This is a genomic window from Rhizobium binxianense (assembly GCF_028994275.1).
GTDB classification, from domain to species: domain Bacteria; phylum Pseudomonadota; class Alphaproteobacteria; order Rhizobiales; family Rhizobiaceae; genus Rhizobium; species Rhizobium binxianense.
Genome location: NZ_CP118713.1, coordinates 2,499,764 through 2,521,609, shown reverse-complemented (window position 1 = coordinate 2,521,609; position 21,846 = coordinate 2,499,764). Strand labels below are relative to the sequence as shown.

General features: G+C 61.4%; 24 protein-coding genes, 1 tRNA gene and 1 pseudogene. 14 read left to right on the top strand and 12 right to left on the bottom strand.

All coding sequences use genetic code 11. From position 1 onward, the window contains the following. Positions 1-22: 22 nt before the first annotated feature. Complete coding sequence (locus PO860_RS12575; RefSeq protein ID WP_273884203.1) at positions 23-463, bottom strand: hypothetical protein; 441 nt, start codon at positions 461-463, stop codon at positions 23-25. A 170-nt stretch (positions 464-633) separates the two neighbouring features. Here PO860_RS12575 and PO860_RS12570 point away from each other — a divergent pair, with 170 nt between their 5' ends. Together PO860_RS12570 and ilvC are read left to right on the top strand one after the other, a co-directional pair. After that, positions 634-1,299 (top strand): TetR/AcrR family transcriptional regulator, encoded by a 666-nt coding sequence (locus PO860_RS12570; RefSeq protein ID WP_012558289.1) that lies wholly within the window; start codon positions 634-636, stop codon positions 1,297-1,299. A gap of 50 nt (positions 1,300-1,349) precedes the next feature. Then, positions 1,350-2,369, top strand: coding sequence for a ketol-acid reductoisomerase (gene ilvC, locus PO860_RS12565; RefSeq protein WP_183606747.1), 1,020 nt, complete (start codon positions 1,350-1,352; stop codon positions 2,367-2,369). Between the two features lie 49 nt (positions 2,370-2,418). Here ilvC and PO860_RS12560 read toward each other — a convergent pair whose 3' ends face one another. The 5 genes and pseudogenes from PO860_RS12560 to PO860_RS12540 all read right to left on the bottom strand — a co-directional run bounded on the left by PO860_RS12560 (position 2,419) and on the right by PO860_RS12540 (position 5,009). After that, positions 2,419-3,006: a class I SAM-dependent methyltransferase gene (locus tag PO860_RS12560; protein WP_183606748.1), complete on the bottom strand. Its 588-nt coding sequence runs from the start codon at positions 3,004-3,006 to the stop codon at positions 2,419-2,421. Further along, positions 2,996-3,331 (bottom strand): type II toxin-antitoxin system RelE/ParE family toxin, encoded by a 336-nt coding sequence (locus PO860_RS12555; RefSeq protein WP_097621719.1) that lies wholly within the window; start codon positions 3,329-3,331, stop codon positions 2,996-2,998. The genes PO860_RS12560 and PO860_RS12555 overlap by 11 nt, the downstream gene beginning before the upstream one ends. After that, positions 3,315-3,566, bottom strand: a complete 252-nt coding sequence (locus PO860_RS12550; RefSeq protein WP_183606749.1) for a ribbon-helix-helix domain-containing protein — start codon at positions 3,564-3,566, stop codon at positions 3,315-3,317. Before PO860_RS12550 ends, PO860_RS12555 begins: the two co-directional genes overlap by 17 nt. 121 nt (positions 3,567-3,687) lie before the next feature. Then, positions 3,688-3,855 (bottom strand): annotated as a pseudogene (locus tag PO860_RS12545) (PIN domain-containing protein); the annotation flags it as partial. Between the two features lie 53 nt (positions 3,856-3,908). Then, a complete protein-coding gene (locus PO860_RS12540; protein ID WP_183606750.1) occupies positions 3,909-5,009 on the bottom strand; it encodes a branched-chain amino acid aminotransferase in 1,101 nt (366 codons plus the stop codon). Positions 5,010-5,249: 240 nt separating this feature from the next. Between PO860_RS12540 and PO860_RS12535 the strand changes: the two genes are divergently transcribed. Further along, positions 5,250-6,470, top strand: a complete 1,221-nt coding sequence (locus tag PO860_RS12535; RefSeq protein WP_183606751.1) for an aminotransferase-like domain-containing protein — start codon at positions 5,250-5,252, stop codon at positions 6,468-6,470. A 124-nt stretch (positions 6,471-6,594) separates the two neighbouring features. Here the strand turns inward: PO860_RS12535 and PO860_RS12530 are convergent, their stop codons facing one another. Continuing rightward, on the bottom strand, positions 6,595-7,983 hold the full coding sequence (locus tag PO860_RS12530) for a tetratricopeptide repeat protein (RefSeq protein ID WP_273884201.1): 1,389 nt from the start codon (positions 7,981-7,983) through the stop codon (positions 6,595-6,597). 85 nt (positions 7,984-8,068) lie between these two features. Here PO860_RS12530 and PO860_RS12525 point away from each other — a divergent pair, with 85 nt between their 5' ends. Next, on the top strand, positions 8,069-8,344 hold the full coding sequence (locus PO860_RS12525) for a DUF4242 domain-containing protein (RefSeq protein ID WP_183606753.1): 276 nt from the start codon (positions 8,069-8,071) through the stop codon (positions 8,342-8,344). Positions 8,345-8,677: 333 nt separating this feature from the next. Here the strand turns inward: PO860_RS12525 and PO860_RS12520 are convergent, their stop codons facing one another. Together PO860_RS12520 and PO860_RS12515 are read right to left on the bottom strand one after the other, a co-directional pair. After that, positions 8,678-9,721, bottom strand: coding sequence for a DUF2278 family protein (locus PO860_RS12520; RefSeq protein WP_275037838.1), 1,044 nt, complete (start codon positions 9,719-9,721; stop codon positions 8,678-8,680). Between the two features lie 100 nt (positions 9,722-9,821). Further along, the gene (locus PO860_RS12515) at positions 9,822-10,874 is read right to left on the bottom strand and encodes an aldo/keto reductase (RefSeq protein ID WP_183606755.1); all 1,053 of its coding nucleotides are present in this window, start codon (positions 10,872-10,874) and stop codon (positions 9,822-9,824) included. 298 nt (positions 10,875-11,172) lie between these two features. Between PO860_RS12515 and PO860_RS12510 the strand changes: the two genes are divergently transcribed. The 3 genes from PO860_RS12510 to PO860_RS12500 are packed head-to-tail and all read left to right on the top strand — an operon-like array spanning position 11,173 to position 14,859. Next, positions 11,173-12,150: an ABC transporter substrate-binding protein gene (locus PO860_RS12510; RefSeq protein WP_273884200.1), complete on the top strand. Its 978-nt coding sequence runs from the start codon at positions 11,173-11,175 to the stop codon at positions 12,148-12,150. Positions 12,151-12,157: 7 nt separating this feature from the next. Continuing rightward, a complete protein-coding gene (locus PO860_RS12505; protein ID WP_273884199.1) occupies positions 12,158-13,852 on the top strand; it encodes an ABC transporter permease in 1,695 nt (564 codons plus the stop codon). Then, positions 13,840-14,859, top strand: a complete 1,020-nt coding sequence (locus tag PO860_RS12500) for an ABC transporter ATP-binding protein (RefSeq protein WP_273884198.1) — start codon at positions 13,840-13,842, stop codon at positions 14,857-14,859. The genes PO860_RS12505 and PO860_RS12500 overlap by 13 nt, the downstream gene beginning before the upstream one ends. A gap of 47 nt (positions 14,860-14,906) precedes the next feature. Here the strand turns inward: PO860_RS12500 and PO860_RS12495 are convergent, their stop codons facing one another. Beyond that, positions 14,907-15,113, bottom strand: a complete 207-nt coding sequence (locus PO860_RS12495; RefSeq protein WP_273884197.1) for a hypothetical protein — start codon at positions 15,111-15,113, stop codon at positions 14,907-14,909. A 194-nt stretch (positions 15,114-15,307) separates the two neighbouring features. Between PO860_RS12495 and PO860_RS12490 the strand changes: the two genes are divergently transcribed. From PO860_RS12490 to PO860_RS12470, 5 genes are all read left to right on the top strand, one after another. Next, on the top strand, positions 15,308-16,417 hold the full coding sequence (locus PO860_RS12490) for an endonuclease/exonuclease/phosphatase family protein (protein ID WP_183606760.1): 1,110 nt from the start codon (positions 15,308-15,310) through the stop codon (positions 16,415-16,417). A gap of 8 nt (positions 16,418-16,425) precedes the next feature. Continuing rightward, positions 16,426-17,196 (top strand): NUDIX hydrolase, encoded by a 771-nt coding sequence (locus PO860_RS12485; protein WP_183606761.1) that lies wholly within the window; start codon positions 16,426-16,428, stop codon positions 17,194-17,196. Between the two features lie 382 nt (positions 17,197-17,578). Then, complete coding sequence (locus tag PO860_RS12480; protein ID WP_183606762.1) at positions 17,579-18,490, top strand: PhzF family phenazine biosynthesis protein; 912 nt, start codon at positions 17,579-17,581, stop codon at positions 18,488-18,490. A gap of 227 nt (positions 18,491-18,717) precedes the next feature. Continuing rightward, a tRNA-Lys gene (locus tag PO860_RS12475) sits at positions 18,718-18,793 on the top strand. Between the two features lie 142 nt (positions 18,794-18,935). After that, a complete protein-coding gene (locus PO860_RS12470) occupies positions 18,936-19,232 on the top strand; it encodes a hypothetical protein (RefSeq protein WP_183606763.1) in 297 nt (98 codons plus the stop codon). A 28-nt stretch (positions 19,233-19,260) separates the two neighbouring features. Here the strand turns inward: PO860_RS12470 and PO860_RS12465 are convergent, their stop codons facing one another. Beyond that, positions 19,261-19,605: a hypothetical protein gene (locus PO860_RS12465; protein WP_246718253.1), complete on the bottom strand. Its 345-nt coding sequence runs from the start codon at positions 19,603-19,605 to the stop codon at positions 19,261-19,263. 116 nt (positions 19,606-19,721) lie between these two features. Here PO860_RS12465 and PO860_RS12460 point away from each other — a divergent pair, with 116 nt between their 5' ends. Beyond that, on the top strand, positions 19,722-20,024 hold the full coding sequence (locus PO860_RS12460; protein ID WP_183606764.1) for a hypothetical protein: 303 nt from the start codon (positions 19,722-19,724) through the stop codon (positions 20,022-20,024). A 352-nt stretch (positions 20,025-20,376) separates the two neighbouring features. On the opposite strand, the gene PO860_RS12455 is transcribed toward PO860_RS12460, so the two are convergent. After that, positions 20,377-20,694: a hypothetical protein gene (locus tag PO860_RS12455; RefSeq protein ID WP_273881065.1), complete on the bottom strand. Its 318-nt coding sequence runs from the start codon at positions 20,692-20,694 to the stop codon at positions 20,377-20,379. A gap of 335 nt (positions 20,695-21,029) precedes the next feature. Between PO860_RS12455 and PO860_RS12450 the strand changes: the two genes are divergently transcribed. Then, a complete protein-coding gene (locus tag PO860_RS12450) occupies positions 21,030-21,845 on the top strand; it encodes a chromate resistance protein ChrB domain-containing protein (protein ID WP_273884196.1) in 816 nt (271 codons plus the stop codon). Position 21,846 lies beyond the last annotated feature (1 nt).

Here is a 21,846-nt window from a genome sequence, read left to right as displayed (position 1 = left end):
TGGTTTTTCCTCGTCGCCAAATTCAGTTGTTGATCGCGGTGATCGCCCAATGGCTCGCTTCGCAGGCGCTATCCTCGCAGATTGCGCCCATCCAGAGGGCGCCGTTCGCGAGCATGATACCGTCGCTGTTGACGAAGAGATCCTGGTATTGCTGGCGGCCGACGGCGCGGCGCGTTTCCGGCGTCACCAGATCGTCGAAATTGTCGACGAAATCTTCCGCATTCTCCACATCATAGGTCTCGCCGTTGGCCTTGACGGTCAGCGGATACTCGGCAAGGTCGGCGATGGCCCCGGCATCGCCGGAGCGCATCGCTTGAACGAGCTGGCGCAGGGGCCGGTCGAAACCCGCGGCGTCGCCGTGCAGCTCCTCGATCCTGCTGTAGACGTCGCTATCCCGCGCGAAGGAGCCGGAGGCGGCGAGGAGTGTTGCCCCGAGCAGGAGAAGGGTAGGCAGGCGCGACATGGAAGGCTCCCGGCAAATGGCGTGGCGCGACATTATGTAATCGCCCGGAGCGCGCCTATCCAATTCTGGTGTCTCACTGCGCTTTCCCGTATAAAAATATGTCGGGACCTTCTTGACGGCCTGACCGGTTTATCGCATAAACCTCACGAACCGTACCGTACGGTACTTATCTGGGAGCCGTGACCGTGTCCGTCGATACCGCAGAGCCGAGCGAATTTTCGCCGCGCCAGAACGCCGTTCTGGAGCAGGCGCTGCGGTTGCTCGTCGATGGAGGGGAGAAGGCGCTGACGACCTCGGGTGTGGCGCGCGCCGCCAATTGCTCGAAGGAAAGCCTTTACAAGTGGTTCGGCGATCGCGACGGACTGCTGTCGGCGATGATTGCCTATCAGGCGAGCAAGGTGCGGACCTTCGAACGCAACGGCGAGCGCCTGACGGCGGCGAGCCTGCACGACCATGTCGTCATTTTCGCGCGCGACCTGCTGGAGGTTCTGGCCGGCGACGTCTCGCTGGCGCTGAACCGGCTGGCGATCGGCCAATCGAACCGCGACGGCTCGAAGCTCGGCAAGCTGCTGCTCGAGCGCGGCCGCCGCCAGATCGACCGGCGCGCCATGGCGTTGATCGATGCCGGAAAGAGGGCAGGACTGCTGCGTTTTTCCGACGCCGACGAGGCCTATCACACGCTTTACGGCCTTGTTGTTTCCGATCTGCATGTGCGCATGCTGCTCGGCGAACCCGGCCTCAAGGATACCGCACGCCAGGCGGAGAGGGCGGTCACCGCCTTCCTCCGGCTCTACGGCACGGACAAGGTTCTGGCGGAGATGCCGGTTCTCGGCTGATTTCGCCTTAATGACAGTCAACACGACAAGCACAAGGGAAGGAACTTCAAATGCGCGTCTATTACGATCGTGATGCCGATCTCAATCTCATCAAGGCCAAGAAGGTCGCCATCATCGGTTACGGTTCGCAGGGCCGTGCCCATGCGCTGAACCTCAAGGATAGCGGCGCCGGCAACGTCGTCATCGCGCTGAAGGCCGGCTCGCCCACGATCAAGAAGGCTGAAGCCGACGGCTTCCAGGTCAAGACGGTTGCCGAAGCTGCCGGCTGGGCCGACCTGATGATGATGGCGACCCCGGACGAACTGCAGGCCGACATCTATAAGGCCGACATCGCTCCGAACATTCGTGACGGCGCTGCGATCGCCTTCGCACACGGCCTCAACGTTCACTTCGGCCTGATCGAGCCGAAGGCGACCGTCGATGTCGTCATGATCGCCCCGAAGGGCCCGGGCCACACGGTTCGCGGCGAATACCAGAAGGGCGGCGGCGTTCCCTGCCTCGTTGCCGTTCACCAGAACGCTTCCGGCAATGCGCTTGAACTCGCTCTCTCCTACGCCTGCGGCGTCGGCGGCGGCCGTTCGGGCATCATCGAAACCAACTTCCGCGAAGAGTGCGAAACCGACCTCTTCGGCGAACAGGTCGTTCTCTGCGGCGGTCTCGTCGAACTCATCCGCGCCGGTTTCGAAACGCTTACCGAAGCCGGTTATGCGCCTGAGATGGCCTATTTCGAGTGCCTGCACGAAGTGAAGCTGATCGTCGACCTGATCTATGAAGGCGGCATCGCCAACATGAACTACTCGATCTCGAACACGGCCGAGTGGGGCGAATATGTCTCCGGTCCGCGCATCATCACTGCCGAGACCAAGGCCGAGATGAAGCGTGTCCTCAAGGACATCCAGACCGGCAAGTTCACTTCCGACTGGATGCAGGAATACCGCGCCGGCGGTGCACGCTTCAAGGGCATCCGTCGCTTGAACGACAGCCACCAGATCGAGGAAGTCGGCACGAAGCTCCGCGCCATGATGCCTTGGATCGGCAAGAACAAGCTGGTCGACAAGTCCGTCAACTAAGCGGTTTCCAGGCAGTTCGTATTGAAGGCCGGGGTGAAAGCTCCGGCCTTTATCGTTGCGCGCCGATGGTGAGCCAGCGGGTCGGTTTGCGGTCATATCCGCCGCCGTCATATTGGCGTATGGCGATATTCCGCCAGCCGCCTTTCGTCAAAAGCTCAGACAGCCATTCGGCGGAGGGATAGTTGTAGTAACGCCCGAAGCCGTCATGGCCCTCTGCTTCCCCGGCCTTGAAGCTCGCGTGAAGGAGGCCGCCGGGGCGCAGGGCGCGGCGGATGCGGGCGAAGACGTCGGGCAGCTCAGGCCTCGGGACGTGGAGAAGGCTCGCATGCGCCCAGATGCCGTCGAAGGCGCTGTCGGCGTCGAGCTCTTGGAACAACATGACCCTGACCGGCCTGCCGATCAGCCGTTCCGCCTGTCTTGCCAGCTCGGCCGAGCCATCGGTCGGCGTCACGTCGAAACCCTGCGACAGCATGTAGGCGCTGTCCTGCCCGCCGCCGCAGCCAAGTTCGAGGATTGCGGCACCCGGCGTAAGACCGGCGAGGAAGGCTTCGAGCTGTTGCTTTGGCAGGCTGCGCGCCCGGTTGGCGTATGTCTCGGCGTTTTCCGCGTAAAAGGCTGAGGTCGTGTCACGAGGCATGCGGGTCGGCCGTTCGGGGGCGTCGGTTGGATTGGAGATGTCTTTCGGGAAGCCGGTCGGCGCCGATGATGTCGATGACGAGGATGCCGTCGGGTATTTCGCGGTAGAACGCAACATGGCGCATGTGGAGGAGGCGGCGAAGACCGGCGCCGAGTTCGTCGCACTCGTCTCCCATGGAGGGCACGCGCGAAAGAAGCACGAAAATCCTGTCCCAATCGAGAAGATAGGCATCCGCCTGCGCCTCACCGAAATGGAGGCTGGCATATTCGTCAATGCCTGACAGCACGGCGTCCGCGGTTCGGGTCAGCCTATAGGTGGTGGTCACGCAGTTTCGCCTTCGTTTCCAACAGGATGTCGGCAATTCGTCGGTCGCTGATGCCGCTCTCCTCAGCCAGCCTCAGAATCTCACGTATTTCGTCGTCATCAAGCTTGCGATGGTCCTGGTCCTTCAGGATGAGTTCCGTCAGATATGTGCTGGCACTCTCGTATCTGCCGCTTGCGACACGACGCGCGACGTAATCCGCCAGATTATCCGGAAGCGAGATCGTCATTTTCGCCATTGAATTTGCTGCCGAGTGTCCATGCCGGCTTTCAGCTGTTCCTGATGCCAGATTACCATTCCCTCGACTGTGATAGAAGCGTTAACCGCCACCGTCGAGCACTTGGGTCACATGAAGGTGAGTCTTTTTTATCGATATGGATGACGCGCTCGAGGCCCATGAAATGGGCATCGCATGTCAGGATATCGGCTTTGTGGCGCTCGGCCGTCGCATAGATGATCGCGTCGGCGGTGGCGAGCTTCAAGGCTGCGGATATTTCGGCGGCGCGGCGGGCGAGAACCGTGTCGAGGGGCGCCCACCATGTCGGTGTGGACGCCGCCGGTTACGTGGAAGGTCCGGAGGTCAGGCCGGGATAAGGCGCGTCCAGCCACGCTCGTCGTTCGTTACGCCTTTCTGCAGACTGACGAGCTGCTGGCGCAGTTCGCTGGTCAATTTGCCGGTCTGTCCGTCTCCGACCAGAAACTCGCCACCGGCATGTCGCACCAGGCCGATGCCCGCCAGGACCGCGGCAGTGCCGCAAGCGAAGGCTTCGACGAGCTTGCCGCTGGCGGCGTCGGCCTGCCATTCCGCGAAGGAGTAGGGACGCTGCTCGACGCGCAAGCCCTTTTCTCCAGCGAGCGTGATCACCGAGGCCCGGGTGATGCCCGGCAGGATCGTGCCGCCAAGAGGCGGGGTCACCACCGATCCGTCATTCATGACGAAGAAGACGTTCATGCCGCCGAGTTCCTCGACCCAGCGATGCTCTGCTGCATCAAGGAAGACGACCTGATCGCAATCCTTCTTCGCCGCTTCCGCTTGCGCCACGAGGCTGGCTGCGTAGTTTCCGCCGCATTTTGCAGCACCGGTGCCGCCGGCGGCTGCACGGGTGTATTCGGTCTCGACCCATAGAGAGACCGCCTTCGCGCCGCCTTTGAAGTAGGCGCCGACCGGAGAGGCGATGATGCAGAAGACATATTCCTGCGCCGGACGAACGCCGAGGAATGCTTCATTGGCGAACATGAAGGGGCGAAGGTAGAGGCTCGCGTCGCCTGATGGAATCCAGGCCTTGTCAACGCGGACCAGTTCTTCGACCGCCTTCAGGAAGAGTTCTTCGGGCACGGGAGGCATTGCCATGCGGGTCGCCGACTGCGCGAAGCGGCGGGCGTTTTCTTCAGGCCGAAAGAGCAGAATCCGGCCATCGTCCGCCTTGTAGGCTTTCATGCCTTCGAAGATTTCCTGAGCATAGTGCAGCACGGCGCTCGCAGGATCGAGCTCCAGAGGGCGCCTCGGCGTAACCTTCGCATCGTGCCAGCCCTTGTCGGCAGTCCATCGTGCCAGGACCATATGATCCGTGAAGACCTTGCCGAAGCCGGGCGTCTCCAGAGCGTGGATGCGGTCGGCGTCGGAGACGGGAGACTTATGGAGTTCGATTTTGATTTCAGGAGAGGCCGACGTCACGGTCATTGCTGGCACCTTGATAGTACATTGAATAGTGGCGGCGACACTACTGCCGCCGGGCTGGTTTTGGAAAGGTCTGAATCAGCCGGTTTCGGCTTTGATCAGAGGAATAATCGTTTGAGGCGGCCGACGTCGAGCAGCATATTCGGGTTGAGCGTGTCACCATGACACGAAAATAGGTCAGTATTATTGACATAAATTACCTGGCATGGTCTGCTGGGGAATAGAAAAATATGAGGAAACCCCATGCTGAACTGGGACGCCATGTTTGCGTCGCGCTCGTCGCGTATGCGCGCATCCGAAATCCGCGAGCTGCTGAAGCTTCTCGACCGGCCCGATATCATTTCCTTTGCCGGCGGGATTCCGGATCCGGCGTTGTTTCCGGCTGAGGAATTCCAGCGGGCCTATGCCGATATCTTCTCCGGCGCTGCCGTCAATTCGGCGCTGCAATATTCCGTCAGCGAAGGCCACAAGCCGCTGCGCGAATGGCTGGTCGGGCAGATGGCCGATCTCGGCATTCCTTGCGAAATCGACAATGTCTTCATCGTTTCCGGCTCGCAGCAGGGGCTCGATTATCTCGGCAAGCTGTTCCTGTCGCCCGATGACACCGCGCTGGTGACATGGCCGACCTATCTCGGCGCACTGCAGGCCTTCAACGCCTATGAACCGGCCTATGATCAGCTGACGCCGAACGGCAACCGGACGCCCGAGTCCTACCGTGTCGCCGCGGCCGCTGCCGGCGGCAAGGTGAAATTCGCCTATCTCTCCGCCGATTTCTCCAATCCGACCGGCGAAACGGTTGATCTTGCCGGTCGCAGGAAGGTGCTGTCGCTCGCCGAAGAGCTCGACATCGCCGTCATCGAAGATGCGGCCTACCAGGCGCTGCGTTACGACGGCGATCCGATCCCGCCGATTCTGGCGCTCGAGATTGCCGAAAAGGGCCATATCAACGATACGCGCACGATCTATTGCGGCAGCTTTTCCAAGACGCTGGCGCCGGGCCTTCGCGTCGGCTTCATCGTCGCCAATGCGCCCGTTATCCGCAAGCTGGTGCTGATGAAACAGGCGGCCGACCTGCATTCCTCGACGATCAACCAGATGGCGATATCAGATGTCGCCGAGCGCGGCTTTGATACGCAGGTCGCCAAGATCAAGGCCGTCTATAGCCGCCGGCGTGACTGCATGCTGGCAGCGCTTCGGAAATACATGCCCAAAGGCACGAGCTGGACGAAGCCGGAAGGCGGCATGTTCATCTGGATCACGCTGCCGGAGGGCATGGACGGCGCCAAGCTGCTCGCCAGATCGCTCGAAACCGCCAAGGTGGCCTTCGTGCCCGGCAAGGCCTTCTTCGCCGACGGCTCCGGCGCCAACACCTTCCGCGTCAGCTTCTCCTGCGCCAACGACGAGATGATCGAGGATGGCATCAGCCGGCTCGGCAAGCTGATTGCGGCGGAGATTGATGGGTAGAGAGGCGGGAAAGCCAAGCCATGTGATCTCCCCACCTGTTGCAGGGCCCCGATACATACCTGCCAGATGTTCGGAGACATGCCTGACACTTCCGGAATGATTTTTCGGGATGGCGGCAAGGAGCTCATTGTCGAGCGTTGGCCTCTCTTGCGCGCTTGAAGAACATTTCCGCCCGGTCATTGTCCCCCTTAGCTCGCGAAAGCAGGCCGAGATTGTGGTTCGTCTGTTGGTCGTCAGGTCGAAGCCTCAGGGCATTGGCATAGTGCTCCTCGGCTGCATCCAGATCACCGGCTTCGTGAAGCAAAACGGCCAGATTGTTGTGGGCCTCAGCGTAATCTGGATCGGCGAAGATCGCCGCGCGATAGTGATCCTCGGCCAGGCTTGGATCGCTCAACTCGAGGGACGACGCGAGATTGTAGTGGGCTTCGGCGTAGTCGGGCTGTAATCGCAAGGCCTCTGCATAATGTGACTGCGCCGACGCCGTATTACCCTTCCGCTCAAGGAAGACGCCATAATTGTTGTGGGCCTCAGCGAAGCCCGGTCGTAAGCGCAGGGTTTCCTGAAAATGCCGCTCCGCTTCAAACCGATTGCCTGTCGCTTCCAAAAAGCCCGCATACCGCAGCCAGGCGTCGACGTAATCCGGCCGCGACCGAATAGCCTCGCGATAGTGCACAGCCGCTTCGGCGTGTTCGCCACGAGCCTCCAAAAGGATCGCGTAGTTGTAATGTGCCTCGGGATACTGAGGCCAGTGGCGGAGCGCTTCCTTGTAGTGCTCATCAGCCAAAACCGGATTGCCGATCGCTTTGTGCAGAACCCCCAGGTTGTTGTGGGCCTCCGGATATGACGCTCGAAGTTGGACAGCTCGATCATAGCACCGCAGTTCCTCATCGACGCCTGCAGTCGATTGGTTGGCAACGCTTACGCCCTTGAGGAACCAGTCCTCCGCCGTCATCGCCTCTTCCGATCGCGCCGAAAGTGCCAAGCTGTCTATCGATGACACCCTGTAAAGCTGCCTCTGCGGAAGGAAATCACCTCGGAGTTCAAAAAAGCCAGCTTCGGCAAATTGATAAACAGGGAGGTCGATCAGTTCGAGGATCGTTTGCGTGACGAACAGCGAATCCGCCTCAGCGTTCGATTCCACCCTTTTTGCGATGTTGATCGCACGTCCAATCCACGCGTCCTCGTCCGCCATCCTAAAGCATTCGCCGAAATGGCACCCCACACGCATCGGCATGTCCTGTGCGTTCGGCGCGGCCACCAGCGAACGACGGCGCTGCTTCCAATAGGCAATGAGCTTCAGCCCGAAGTGCACTGCCACGTCAGCGGATTCGAACAAATAGAGGTGTCCGTCGCCGGTGAAGTTCTCGTGTCTTCGGCCATATTTGCTTGCGAGGGACTGCGACAAGTAGCGGTGCTCCGCGATGACGTGGGTGATGTTGTCGCGAGGCATTCTGGCCCAGGCTGCTGAGTGGCGGACCAGATCGGTAAACACGGCGGCGAAATAGATATTCATTCCGTTTTCCACCGGGAAAAGCTATATTTTTGACGGCGGGCGTGGATATTTCGCCGCCGCATGTCTCATGCCGATGGAGACTATTATGCCACAGTATATGGTTGAAAGACACTTGCCCGGCATCACTCCGGAACAACTCACCGCCGCCGCGTCTCGTGCGAAGGCGGTCACCGCCAAGTTGACGAACGAAGGTAAGCCCGTGCGCTATCTGCGCTCAACGTTCGTTCCCTCGGAGGAGAAGTCTTTCTGTCTCTTCGAAGCGCCTTCTGCCGAACGCGTCCGAGAGGCGAATGTGCTCGCGGAAATACCCTTGCTCCGGATCACCGAGGTCGCTCACATCGCTGCGGACGACCTACCCTGAGCAAAGTCCGCCGTTCGCCAGGTGTTCGAAGAGCAAGAACGAACCGAAGCCGCTGCACCGCGGACGGGTTCCGGTTATTGCGGTCCTTCCTTTCCGCAACATGAACAACGATCTCTCACGTCTTTTCCAATGACACTACGGAACGGCTTTGGGCTGAATTTCATCTGCATCCGGACGGAGTACGTCGCTGGGTCGAAATTCGCATCTGACCGCGGTCCGACGGCCGCTTCGGAGCCGAAAGCGGTCGTTGGTGGCATTTGCTACATAATTCCGAATAGACGCTATTGAGGAGGTTGCCTGACGCTCCTTCTCGCCAGCCAGCCGGAACCCCAATCAAAAGATCGTCGTCCAGCCTTCGTTCGCCGTCTCGCTTTTGCCGTAACCGACGCGGTCGGCCACCGCCCCGTCGCCGTTGCGCAGGATGATGTCGCCGCCTCTGTTGGCGAGTTGCGGACCGCCGGCTGCGGCATCAAGCGCGATGGTGCGCAGCTCGCCGGCGGCAAGCATTCCCGACAGCGTCTGGGTTCGGCCGTTTTCATCCTCCAGCTTCCAGCCGTCGAGCGATGTCTCCATGTCGGAGCGGTTGATGAGCGTTACCGTTTCGGCTTCCACGTCGCCTGCGCCGTTCACCGGGTTGATCAGCGCGGCGATGATGCGCAGCGACGAGGCGACGACTGGCTGCGGCCGGCGTGTGCCTTCGCCGCGGCCCTGGCCGCCGCGATTCTCGGAGACGGGATGGCCGGTCGCCGCATCGGTGTTCCAGTTCTGCGACTGGAAGCAGAGGAAGATCGCCGCCCATTCGTCGGTATCGTTGAAATGAACGAGCAGTGCGCCGTCCTGGTTCGGTCCGTTGGTGGCTTTGAAGCTGCCGCCGTCGCCCTGGTTCATGTGGATGTCGTGGATGCCGTTGCCCGGCTCAAAACGGAAATACTGGTCCGGCTTCTCGTGCTCGGGCCCCCAAGCCTCCCCGAAGGCGTAAAAATGCACGTCGGTATCGGCAATGCCTTCCTGGACGATCGGCTCGATGAAATCGCGGAGATCATTCTTCGGGCCGGACAGCTGGAAGGGCGCGACATTCATGTCCTCGCGCTCGATCAGCCCGCCGCGAACATAATCGATCGCCAGCTCCGGCTGGTCCTTGCGGATGTCGGTCAGGCCCATCGGCAGGGCTTCCAGCGCCTCGGTCAGCGCCCCGTGCTTGAAGTCGACGATATTTGCGTAGAGCAGGTCGTGCGGCGATTCCTTGGAGCGGACGTTGAGCGCGATGCGGTAGCTGACACCGTTCGCTTCGATGCGGATTTCGATGTGGGGATCGCTGTCGTCGTCGAGGGCGAGTGCGCTCGCCGTACCCTTCAGGACCTTGTAATTCTTCAGCATGACGAGCCTCGCGGGTTGAGCGGGGTCGCAGAGTAACACGGCGAAAGTGCATCTTTTGTGACGTCTGTCTTTCGCCGTGCAATGTCGCGGTGCGTTATTGCTAGATGTGCGGGCCGAAAAGCTCGAGATCGGCTTCGCCAAGTCTGTCGCTAACCGTGTTCAGCTGGTGCCAGTAGGGATAGATCACCGGCGGCAGGCTGACGGCGTCGAGGCGCTTGCGCTCCTCGTCCGTGAGCTTCAGCTCGGCGGCGGCGATGTTGTCGCGGAACTGGGCTTCGGTGCGCCCGCCGATGATGACCGAGGTCACCGCCTTGCGGCCGATCAGCCAGGCCAGCGCCACCTGTGCGGCGGAGACGCCGCGCTCCTCGCCGATCGCCACCAGTGTCTCGACGATGTTCCACAGGCGGTTCTCGTCGCGGATCGGCGGTTCTGTCCAGCCGGCGAACTGGCGCGTGCCTTCGGGGGCCGCCTGGTTGCGGCGGTGTTTGCCGGAGAGCAGACCGCCGGCAAGCGGGCTCCAGACCAGCACGCCGAGGCCCTGGTCGATTGCGATCGGCAGCAGCTCGTATTCGGCGTCGCGGGCTTCCAACGTATAGTGGATTTGCTGGCTGACGAAGCGCTGGTACCTGTGCTCGTTGGCGATGCCAAGCGCCTTCATGATGTGCCAGCCGGAATAGTTCGAGCAGCCGACATACCGCACCTTGCCCTGTTTGATCAGGGTGTCGAGGGCTTCCATCGTCTCTTCGAGCGGCGTCTGGCCGTCCCATTCATGCACCTGGTAGAGGTCGATGACGTCAGTCTTCAGGCGCTTGAGGCTCGCCTCGCATTCGCGGATCAGGTGGTAGCGCGACAGGCCCTGGTCGTTCGGGCCGTCGCCCATGCTGAAGCGGGCTTTGGTGGCGAGAAGCACACCCTGCGGCCGCTTGCCGGAAAGCACCTCGCCGATGATGTTTTCGCATTCGCCTGATGAATAGGCATTGGCGGTGTCGAGCAGGTTGATGCCGGCATCGATGCACATATCGATCATCTTGCGCGCCTCGGAAACGCCGAGGTCGCCGACGGTCTTCGCCCAGCCGACGCCGCCGAAGGTCATCGTGCCCATGGTCAAAGTCGAAATCTTCAGGCCGGAACGGCCAAGCGAACGATATTCCATTGAAACTCCTCCTTCATTGAAACGTGAGTGACGTAGCGCAAAGCCCGTCCATGGCAAATCGCCGGGTGTTCACGCCTGTGTGAGATCGCTTACGCGCGAGGATACCAGATGATCGGCTCTTTCACAGGGCTGAAGACGACGGCGAGATTGCGGCAAAAGGCGACTGGCCCGACGTCGGCAAAGCCGGTGGACATCAGGGAAGGTTGTGAAACCGAGACCTGGTGGGCTGCGGCCTGCTGTCACATGTCTGTCAACGACCCCTAATAAGGGAGGGGTATCGAAATCGAGGATCCTTTCCATGAAAACGATCGTTTCCGCCGCAGCACTTGTCGCTGCGAGCCTTTTCGCCGTTCCGGCTTCTGCAGCAAACCTCGTTCTCTACACCAGCCAGCCGAATGAAGACGCGCAGGCGACCGTCGACGGTTTCATGGCCGCCAATCCCGATATCAAGGTCGACTGGGTGCGCGACGGCACGCCGAAGATCATCGCCAAGCTGCAGGCCGAGATCCAGGCCGGCAACCCGGTCGCCGACATCCTCCTGATCGCCGACGTGGTGACGCTGGAGCGTCTCAAGGAAGACGGCAAGCTGCTCGCCTATAAGTCGCCCGAGGCTGCTCAGTACGACGCCGCCCTCTATGACGCCGACGGTTATTACTACTCCACCAAGCTGATCACGACAGGCATCGTGTACAACACCGCGGCCGCAATGAAGCCTGCCAGCTGGAAGGATCTGACGAAGCCTGAGGCCAAGGGGCTCGTCACCATGCCGAGCCCGCTCGCTTCGGGTGCGGCCCTCATTCACGCCCAGACGCTCGCCGCCGTTCCCGGCCTCGGCTGGGATTTCTACAAGTCGCTTGCTGAGAACGGCGCGATCGCCGCCGGCGGCAACGGCGCCGTACTGAAGTCGGTCGCCTCGGGCGAAAAGGCCTATGGCGTGGTCGTCGATTACCTGCCGATCCGCGAGAAGGCCAAGGGCGCTCCCGTCGAGTTCGTCTTCCCGAGCGAAGGCGTCTCCGCCGTCACCGAGCCGGTCGGTATCCTTGCCAGCACTAGGAATGCCGATGCCGCCAAGAAATTCGTCGATTACGTGCTCTCCGAAAAGGGGCAGGAAGGCTTCCTGAAGCTCGGCTATATCCCGGCCCGCAACGGCATGAAGGTTCCGGAAGGTTTTCCGGCGCGCGATACCATCAAGGTCCTGCCGATCAAGGCGGCCGAAGCATTGAAGAATACCGATCAGGACCTCAAGACCTTCTCGGGCATCTACGGTTCGAACTGATCCTTTCATGCACGGATATGTCAGAACCGGAAACAGCCAGCCTGCCTGGCTGTTTCCTTTTGTCGTCATCACCGTCCTGATCCTCAGCGTGCTGCCGCTCGCCCGCCTTGCCATGGTCGGGATATCAGCCTTCGCCAATGGCGGCGTGATCGATGTGCTGAGCGCGCCGTCGCTATGGGCGGCGACCTATTACACTGTCGTCACATCGGTTCTCGGCACGATCATCTCGCTCGTCATCGGCTGCCTCTTCGCCTTCCTGCTGACGCTGACCGATATCCGCGGCAAGGGGCCGCTCAGTTTCTTCTTCGTGCTGCCGATGATGATCCCGCCGCAGGTGACGGCACTTGCCTGGGTTCAGATGTCCGGTCCGTCAAGTCCGCTGTTGAAGGCGCTTGATATTGCCCCGCCGCTCGGCTCGCCGCAGCCGCTCTATTCCGTGGGCGGCATCGCGCTGCTCTATGGCGTCCAGCATGCGCCGCTGGTTTATCTGGCGCTCCGGGCCGGATTGATGACGCTGCCCCGCGACGGCGTCGAGGCCGCGCGGCTTTCCGGCGCTTCCGGTCTCAGGGTCTTCCGCGACATCATCCTGCCTTTGTCGCTGCCCGGCATCATCGCCGGCGCGGCGATCTCCTTCGTTTCCTGCACCGGCAATTTCGGCATTCCGGCCATTCTCGGTATTCCGGCTTCGATCTTCACGCTGCCGACGTTGATCTTCACCAAATTCTCAGCCTTCACCAGCCGCACCTTCGGCGATGTCGCCGTGCTCTCGATGATCATCGCCATCATTTCTGTCGTCGGGCTGATGATCCAGGACCGGGCGTTGCGCGGCCGCGACTACCGCGTCATCGGCCTGTCGGGCGCGAGTGCCGCCTTCGATCTCGGTGCCTGGCGCCTGCTATTCACGCCGCTGCTCTGGGCTATCCTGTTCTTCATGCTGGCAGCACCCTTCTTGGCGCTGGTTGCCGGCGCGTTGGTGCCGGCCTATGGTATGCCGCTCACCTTCAAGACCATGTCGCTGCATGCCTTTCAGGAGATCCTGTTCCGGCAGGCGGTGACGCGCACGGCCTTCGTCAATTCGCTGTCGCTCGCCGCCGCCGCCGCCGTTGGTCTCCTCATGATGACGGTGCTTGCGGCCTATGCCCTGACGCGGCGCAGGGACGCGCTGTCGCGCATCGTCTCCAGCCTGATCGAAATACCTTATTCGCTGCCCGGCATCGTCATGGCGGTGTCCTTCATCCTCGTCTTTGCCGCGCCGATCCCGCTCCTCAACGTCTCGCTCTACGGCACGATCTGGATCATCCTGATCGCCTATTTCTCCTCCTTCTTCGCCGTCAGCCTGAAGCCCGTGGTCAGCGCCTTCCATCAGCTCGATCCGGCGCTGGAAGAGGCTGCACGGCTTTCCGGCGCCGGCTTCTTCCGCCGGCTTTTCGATATCATCGTGCCGCTGATTGCGCCGGCCGCCGGCGCTTCCGTCATCCTCGTCTTCCTGATCGCCTGCAACGAGCTGACGATCTCGGCACTGCTCTGGTCGGCCGGCACCCAGACGCTCGGTGTCGCCATCTACAATCTCGATGACAGCGGCAGCTCGGATCTTGCTTCGGCGCTCTCGGTCCTCGTCGTCCTTATGGTCGTCGTCATGATGCTGCTGCTCGAGCTTTTGGCCAAACGCCTGCCGAAAGGGGTGGTCCCATGGCGCAACTGATCCTCAACCGGGTGGCCAAGGACTTCGGCACCGGGCGGGCCGCCGTCAGGGATTTTTCGCTCGATGTGCACGAGGGCGGCTTCCTGGCGCTGCTCGGCCCTTCCGGCTGCGGCAAGACGACGGTGCTGCGGATGATCGCCGGTTTCGAGACGCCAACCGATGGCTCGATCCATCTCGGCGAGCGGCTGCTGGCAGATGCCGACCGGTCGTTGCCGCCAGAGAAGCGCAACATGGCGATGGTCTTCCAGTCCTATGCGCTGTGGCCGCATCTGAGCGTTGCCGACAATGTCGGCTATCCCCTCAAGGTGCGCGGCACCTCGGGCGAGACCTACCAGGCGAAGGTACGCGAAGCGCTTTCCACCGTCCGGCTTGCGGATTACGCCGGGCGGCGGCCGGCCGATCTCTCAGGCGGCCAGCGCCAGCGCGTGGCGCTCGCCCGCTGCCTGGTGACATCACCCGACGTCGTGCTGCTCGACGAGCCGCTCGCCAATCTCGACCGGCACCTGAAACAGGAGATGGAAGAGACCTTCCGCGAGTTCCATCAGCGCTCGGGCGCGACCATGATCTACGTCACCCACGACCAGAGCGAGGCGATGGCGCTGGCAACCGACGTCGCTGTCATGTCGGAGGGCCGGCTGTTGCAGGTGGCGCCGCCGGCCGAGATCTATGCCCGGCCGGAAGGGCGTATCGTCGGCGGGCTGATCGGACGCGGCGCGATCCTGACGCTGCCTGTCATGGGCGGCGAACGGCATCTGGAGTGGGATGAGCTGCAGGATGCGCTGCAGGCCGCCAACACGGATGGCGCCGATATTCTGGTGCGGCCGGAGGATGTGATCATCGGCGGCGAGGGGGCGCGGGCGACCGTCGAATCCGTACTCTTCGAGGGGGAGCGTTATGCCGTAAAACTCACGCTCGGCAACGGTCAGACGCTGCGCGCTTTCAGCCGCGTGGCTGTCGTGCCCGGAGAGACGGTGCGCGTCGTCATCCGCGCCGGCTGGCGGCTTTAAAGGAACTGGCGCGAGCTCTTCATCGGAGAGATAGCAGTGTTGAAGCCTTACGACTCGTCAAGTAGGCGCATGCCTTTGTCAGTCCAGCGATCACCTAGAGGAGTTGGCTCAACGAGCCCCGTAACAGCTAGAACTTCGATCGCCAGTTCACCGGCGTGCATCGCCTTGTGATTCAGATAGCCGTTGTCGTCACTTATGTATTGTTCACACATCCACGCCAGCGCGCCGAGGATTTCTCTCTCTTTGGATGTCATGACCTTGCGGCTCCGAATACGCAGAATACCTAAATAATATTAGACGTTATATAACCTCATTAATCTCCGCCACACCCCCTTTGGAGCCGACGCCTGATAATACAGCACGGCAGTTGTCCGCATATTTCTTGGCTCCGCCACCTTTTCCTGCGGCAATTGCCGGATAATGTACGGGACGCAACCGGACTCCTGCCATGTCGCTTCGCCTCGCCACCTTCAATGTCGAAAATCTCCTGACCCGTTTCGATTTCACCGGCTTCCGCAACCAGTTGCGCCAGGACCGCGTCATCAAGCTTTTCGAGGTCAACAGCGAGGGCGTCTACCAGCAGCTCGAGCAGGCCCGCGTGATCGCCGCGACCGACGATACCAGGCAGATGACGGCGCTGGCGATTGCCGATGCGGATGCCGATATTCTCTGCTTGCAGGAAATCGACAATATGGCCGCGCTTCAGGCCTTCGAATACGGCTATCTCTTCCGCATGGTCGGAAACGGCTACCGGCAGAAATATCTGGTGGAGGGCAATGACAGCCGCGGCATCGATGTCGCCGTGCTGATGCGCGAGGAAACGCGCGACGGCCAGAAGATCGAACTCAGGGATATCAGAAGCCATGCAATGACGACCTATCGCGATCTCGATCTCTTCGACGAGGAGCTGGCGCTCACCAACCGCATCGACGACAAAATCTTCAAGCGCGATTGCCTGGAGCTCGACCTTCTGATCGGCGGCCGACCGTTTTCGCTCTATGTCGTGCATTTCAAATCGATGGGCAATCCGCGCGACGGGCTCGACGGGCGCCAGTCGACGATGCCGATCCGCCGCGCCGAGGCGCGCGCCGTGCGCCGCATCATCGAGGATCGCTTCGGTGCCGACCAGACGGATAAGAAGAGCTTCGCCATCTGTGGCGACATGAATGATTATCAGGAGCGCGTCGACGTCATCGGCCGCCGCGGCACCGGCTATCGTTTCGAGCATCAGGACGAGGCCGAAAGCGCGCTCGACGTCTTCAGTCGCGACGGCTTTGCCGAAAACGTCGTGCGCCGCCGCGATGCCCTCGACCGCTGGACGCTCTATCACGCGCGCGGGCCGCAGGAGCAGTGGCTCTGCCAGCTTGATTATCTCTGGCTTTCGCCAGCGCTCGCCGCCCACAATGCCGGCCGCCTGCCTGACATCATCCGCAGCGGCCAACCCTATCGCACCATCTTCCCGCCGGGGCAGGAAGTGGAGCGTTATCCGCGCACCGGCTGGGACCGGCCGAAGGCGTCCGATCACTGCCCCGTCGTCATGACACTGGATCTCCCCTGAGAGCGAACATGAAAACCAATTTGAACATGAATTTTCCGAATAGCGATTTTTCCGATGATTTTGCCGGCTGGCCGCCTGAGGCCACCGTCTTCCCGATCGCCGGCGTCGATCTACGTGTCCTGCCCGGCACCCATCCCTTTGTCCTTGCCGAGGAAGCGGCGATCCGCGAGAACTGGGCCAAGGAAACGGCCGCCAACCCAGCGCTCTTCGACGGGCGCCTGGTGTTCCAGCAGCAGCTATCGCTCGGTGAAGACGGGATTTCGGGCGAGGGTTACGTCATTCCCTTTTCCGCCTTCATGTGGTGGCGCCGCCAGCCTGAGCGCCAGGGCGGCATTCATATCTTCGCCTATCCGGTGCTCGAAAGTTCCGATGGCGCGCTGGTAGCGATCCGTATGGGCGCCCATACCGCCAATCCCGGCCAGGTCTATTTCGCCGCCGGCTCGCTGGAGCCCGAGGATATCGTCGATAACAGCTGCGACATTGAGGCCAATATGCGCCGCGAGGTCCATGAGGAAACCGGATTGGATCTGGCTCACGCGGTGGCTGGGCAGGGGCTCTACGCCAGTTATTCCAGGCGCACGGTAACGCTCATGCGGCTCTTCCGCTTCGACATGACGGCGGACGAGATGGTGGAGCGGATCGAGGCCCACATGCTGGTTGCCGAGGACAAGGAGATTGCCGGCGCGGTGGCGATCCGCTCGGCCGATCACGCGGCCTATCCTTACAACGTTGCCATGCTGCCGGTGATCGACTGGTATTTCGGCAAGGCTGGCGGGTGACGGGAGGCCACATCCTTACTGCCGGTGGCCGACCTCGTCCTTCGGGGCCCCTGCGGGACACCTCAGGATGAGGTCGGGGAGAGGTCGCGGCATCGTCCACCTGCGTTGGTTATCAGCGCGGCGTCCACCAATGCCCCCATCCTGAGGTTGGTGCGCAGGCCAATGGCTGGAGCCTCGAAGGACACGCTCCAGCACTGCTTCCTGCATCCATCCACCGCCGTCTCCAAAAATCGAATGCAGTTTTCATTAACAATCACGCATAAATCCAAGGGTGCCGGCGTCTCCTGCCAGGGGTGCGTTGTTCTTAGCGGACTTACCGCCTTGCACTCGGCCGTTTGGTCGGGCAGGTTGGCGGCGCGATGACCGATTCAAGGAGGCCGATGTGGCGCGAAGCTACAGCGTCTATGACGTTTTCACCGATCGAAAGCTTGCGGGCAACCCGCTGGCGGTGATCTTCGACGGAGACGATCTCAGCGACGAGGCGATGCAGGCGATCACCCGGGAGATCAATCTCTCCGAGACAGTTTTCGTCCAGCCTTCGGCCAATCCCGCTTATGCGGCGAAGCTCAGGATCTTCACGCCCGGCCGCGAACTGCCCTTTGCCGGTCATCCGACGGTCGGCACGGCGATTGCGCTCGCCGAACGCATCCATGGCGACACGAACCGCGATCTCGTCACCGTGCTCGAGGAAAATGTCGGGCCCGTGCGTTGCGCCGTGCGGTTGAGGGAGGGCGAGGCGAGCTTTGCCGAATTCGACCTGCCGCGCAAATCGCAGCAGGCCGTCATGCCGCTCGACAAGCTCGGCATGGCCGATGCGCTGTCGCTGAAGGTCACCGAGATTGGCTTCGAAAATCACGTGCCCTCGATCTGGAGCGCCGGCGTTCCCTTTCTGCTCATTCCGGTGCACGATGTCGGTGCCGCGCAGCGGGTGGAATTCGATCCGCAGCTCTGGGAAAAGATCGTGCCCTTCGTCGATGGTGCACTTGCCTCGGCCTATGTCTATTGCCGCGGCGGCGTAAACCACGTGGCGAAGTTCCACGCGCGCATGTTCGCAAGCGGCATGGGCATCGTCGAAGACCCGGCCACCGGTTCGGCGGCGGCCGCACTCTCCGGCGCGATCCACCATTTCGACCGGCTGACGGACGGGCATCACCCGATCATGATCGAGCAGGGTGTCGAGATGGGCCGGCCCTCCTTCATCCACCTGCATATCGATGTCGATGGCGGGGCGATCTCCAACGCCCGGATCGGCGGCCAGGCGGTGCGACTGGCGAGCGGCACGCTGGACCTTTGATTTCATCGGAGCGCCGCGCGTCCGATAGGCCGCGCCAAAGACGCTCTATGACTTTGAATCTGCGGATAATCCTTTCCGAAAACCGGCTCTGATTTTCGGGGCTACGTGCTGCATTTCAGCCATGCCGAAAAATCTTTGCAATTAACCAAAGAAATTTCGCCGATATGCTGGACAAGCCTGCCGATCCTGTTTATACGCCCCGTCACACCGCGCAGCCAAGCGCGAACGGGTGATTAGCTCAGTTGGTAGAGCAGCTGACTCTTAATCAGCGGGTCGTAGGTTCGAGCCCTACATCACCCACCAAATCTCTTGATAAGATTGATGTATTTGTATTCGGGCCGGATTTTCCGGCCCGCTGGAAATCGTTCCGGAAACGGGCGATTCGGTTCGCACTGGCCGCATGCATGCGCTTGCCCTATCTTCTTCTCATACACTGGAGGGGGCCATGAGAAGCGTCATCTTCGCTGTCGTCTTGTCTCTACCGCTGCCGGCTTTTGCCGCCGGGGTGATGCAGGTCAAGGCGGTGGATCACAGTTGCGGTGAGATTGCGCAGATCATCCGTCAGAACAAGAAGGTCTTTGTCCGCGTCGGTTTCGGCGGGCGCAGCTTTCGTTATCCGCCGGCTCAATGCAGCCTGGGCGACATGCGAAGCACGGCCAGTTTCCGCGACGGCGGGGGAAAGCAATGCGTTCTCGATTATGCCTGCGTCTACGACCCCGCGTCATCCTATAATTTCCCGTGATACTCGAACGGTAGGATTGATAAGCGTCTCAGTCGCGGTCGGTCGGCTTTACGCCGAGGAGCCAGAGGCCTCCGAGGATGAATATCACCAGTGCCGCCATGGGTGGTCCGTATTCCGAGAAAGAGTAGGAGGTGTCGAGGGCGGCGACGTGTGTGGCCGCGATGGCAAGCTTTGCGGCGATCAGAAGGGCAAGCGCACCGTTTCTGGCGTATTGCCCGATCTTGCGCCAGTCATATAACGCATCATTCCCAGGGGCTGGCGCGGCCTCGATCCGCTTTCGCTCGGGTAATGCGGGGCGCCTGCGTCCAAAGGTCGGTTTCATGAACCGGCAGGATAGGCGAAACATCTTAACGGATGGGATGTGCTCCGGCATGACCGATTGCACGGAAAATTCGCTCGAGCGGTTTACAGGCTATCATTCGAGGTGTTGAAGGCTGGCGGCACGGGTGCATATGCCCTACCTCCATCCTCTCGTATTCAGGAGTTTCCATGAAAAGCCTTGTTCTGGCCGTTGCGCTGTTGCTTCCTTCCGCAGCCCTTGCCGCCGAGGCGGTGGAGGTCAATGCCAGGGATCACAGCTGCGGCGAGCTTGCGCAGATCATCCGTCAGGACAAGAAGGTCTTCGTGCGCATGGGCTTCGGCGGCCGCAGTTTCCGCTATCCGCCGGCCAGATGCAGTCTGGGCGATAAATACGACACCGCGAGGATCAAGGACCGCGATGGCAAGCTCTGCCTGCTGGACTATGAGTGCGTGTACGATCCGCAATCCTTCTACAACAGGATTCCCAAGTAGGTCCCCGAGCCAAAATCTTAGCGAACGCGTCGAACCCGCGAGAGGCCGAGCCAGGTTGGCGGACGGCGAGGACAAGAAAAAAGGCCGGGCGAAATTCGCACCGACCTTCCTCGATCTGTCTCAACGGCGGCTGCCAGTACATCCGTGGTCAGCCGTCGGAGACAAATTACATGAATGCTATGTAAGATTAGCTTGAGGAGGTTCAAGGGCCACGCGGTAAAAAGATGCCCGGATGGGCGCATGACCCTGCAAATGGAGATCGTTTTTCCACTCATGTGCCCGAACAATGGACTTTCCCTGGGTGTCGTGTCCGACACACCAGGGACGTATCCATTCCGTGTGCCGAGCAGGGTTACTGCTGGGCAGGGGCAGCCGGCGGCGTGGCTGGAGCCGGCGCTGCTGGTGCCGGTGCGGGCGTTGCGCTGTTGTCAGTCGGAGCGATCGGCTTGACCGGCACCGGCTCGGATTGGGTCGTGGAGGCTGTCGTGTCCGGGGATGTGCCGGGGGTGCTCCACTGCGAATAGGCGAATGCAGCGACAGCGATCACGGCCAATGCAGCGACCCAGACAACCCACGTATTATTGGTGCGTGCGGCAGGCGTGGTGCGCAGGTCCAGATTTGGGTTCAGCGGGCGGTTCGGGTCGTTGGCATTATTGGGGTCGTACGTCATGGTACTTTCTCCTCTTTCGGTGAGAGAAGAATGCCGAAGTGGTCATTTTGTTCCACGCGGGTGCCGGGAAGCCGTTGCCAGCAGGGGTTTTCGGGCGCAGCCGACCTGAATCGGCAGCCAATACCGCCTGGCTTGCCGATGGGCCGTGGGCTTAGTTCACCCGCCGAAGTCGCTTCCGCTTCGACAAGAATGTTGCGCGACCCTTTTCCATGCAAGCGCCCGCTTGACACGAGGCGGTGTGTTTGCGCATGGTTTTGTCATGGGGTTGCGATCATCCCACGAGGCGTCATGCTGAAGAATCGCGTCCATTAAACCCGATCAACGGAGGACGCGTCATGCCGTCATTTCTCGAAATTTCTCCCGACAAGCTCAATCGCCTCATCGGAACGCCCGGTGCGCCTGCCGTCATCGACGTGCGTACGGAGGAGGACTTCGCGCTCGATCCGCGCCTGGTTCCGGGCTCGATCCGGCGCGACCATGCCGAGGTTGCGTCCTGGGCGGGCAGCATCGATGCGGATGCCGTCGTGGTGGTCTGCCAGAGGGGCGCCAAGCTCAGCCATGGCGTCGCTGCTCATCTCAGACATGCCGGTATCGACGCGGAAAGCCTCGAAGGCGGCTTCGAAGCCTGGATTGCAACAGGACCGGCAGTGCCTGAGGAAAAGCTGCCGCGCCGCGACGCGCAGGGACGCACCGTCTGGGTAACGCGGGCGCGGCCGAAGATCGACCGCATCGCCTGTCCCTGGCTGATCCGGCGCTTCGTCGATCCGGACGCCGTCTTCCTGTTCGTGCCGGCGCCGGAGGTTCTGGCCGTCGCCGAGCGTTTCGGGGCCGTGCCCTTCGATATCGAAGACGTGTTCTGGAGCCATCGCGGTGAGTTCTGCACGTTCGATGTGATGATCGAAGAATTCGGACTGGCATCGGAACCGCTGCTGCGCCTGGCGCGGATCGTCAGGGCGGCGGATACCGCAAGGCTCGATCTCGCGCCGGAGGCGCCCGGCCTGCTGGCTGCATCGCTCGGCCTTTCCAGGATGTATTCCGACGATCTGGAGCAACTCGAGGCCGGAATGCTTCTCTACGACGCCTTCTTCCGCTGGTGCCGGGACGCGACCGAGGAAACCCACAACTGGCCCGCGCCGAAGAAGAGGGTGTGAG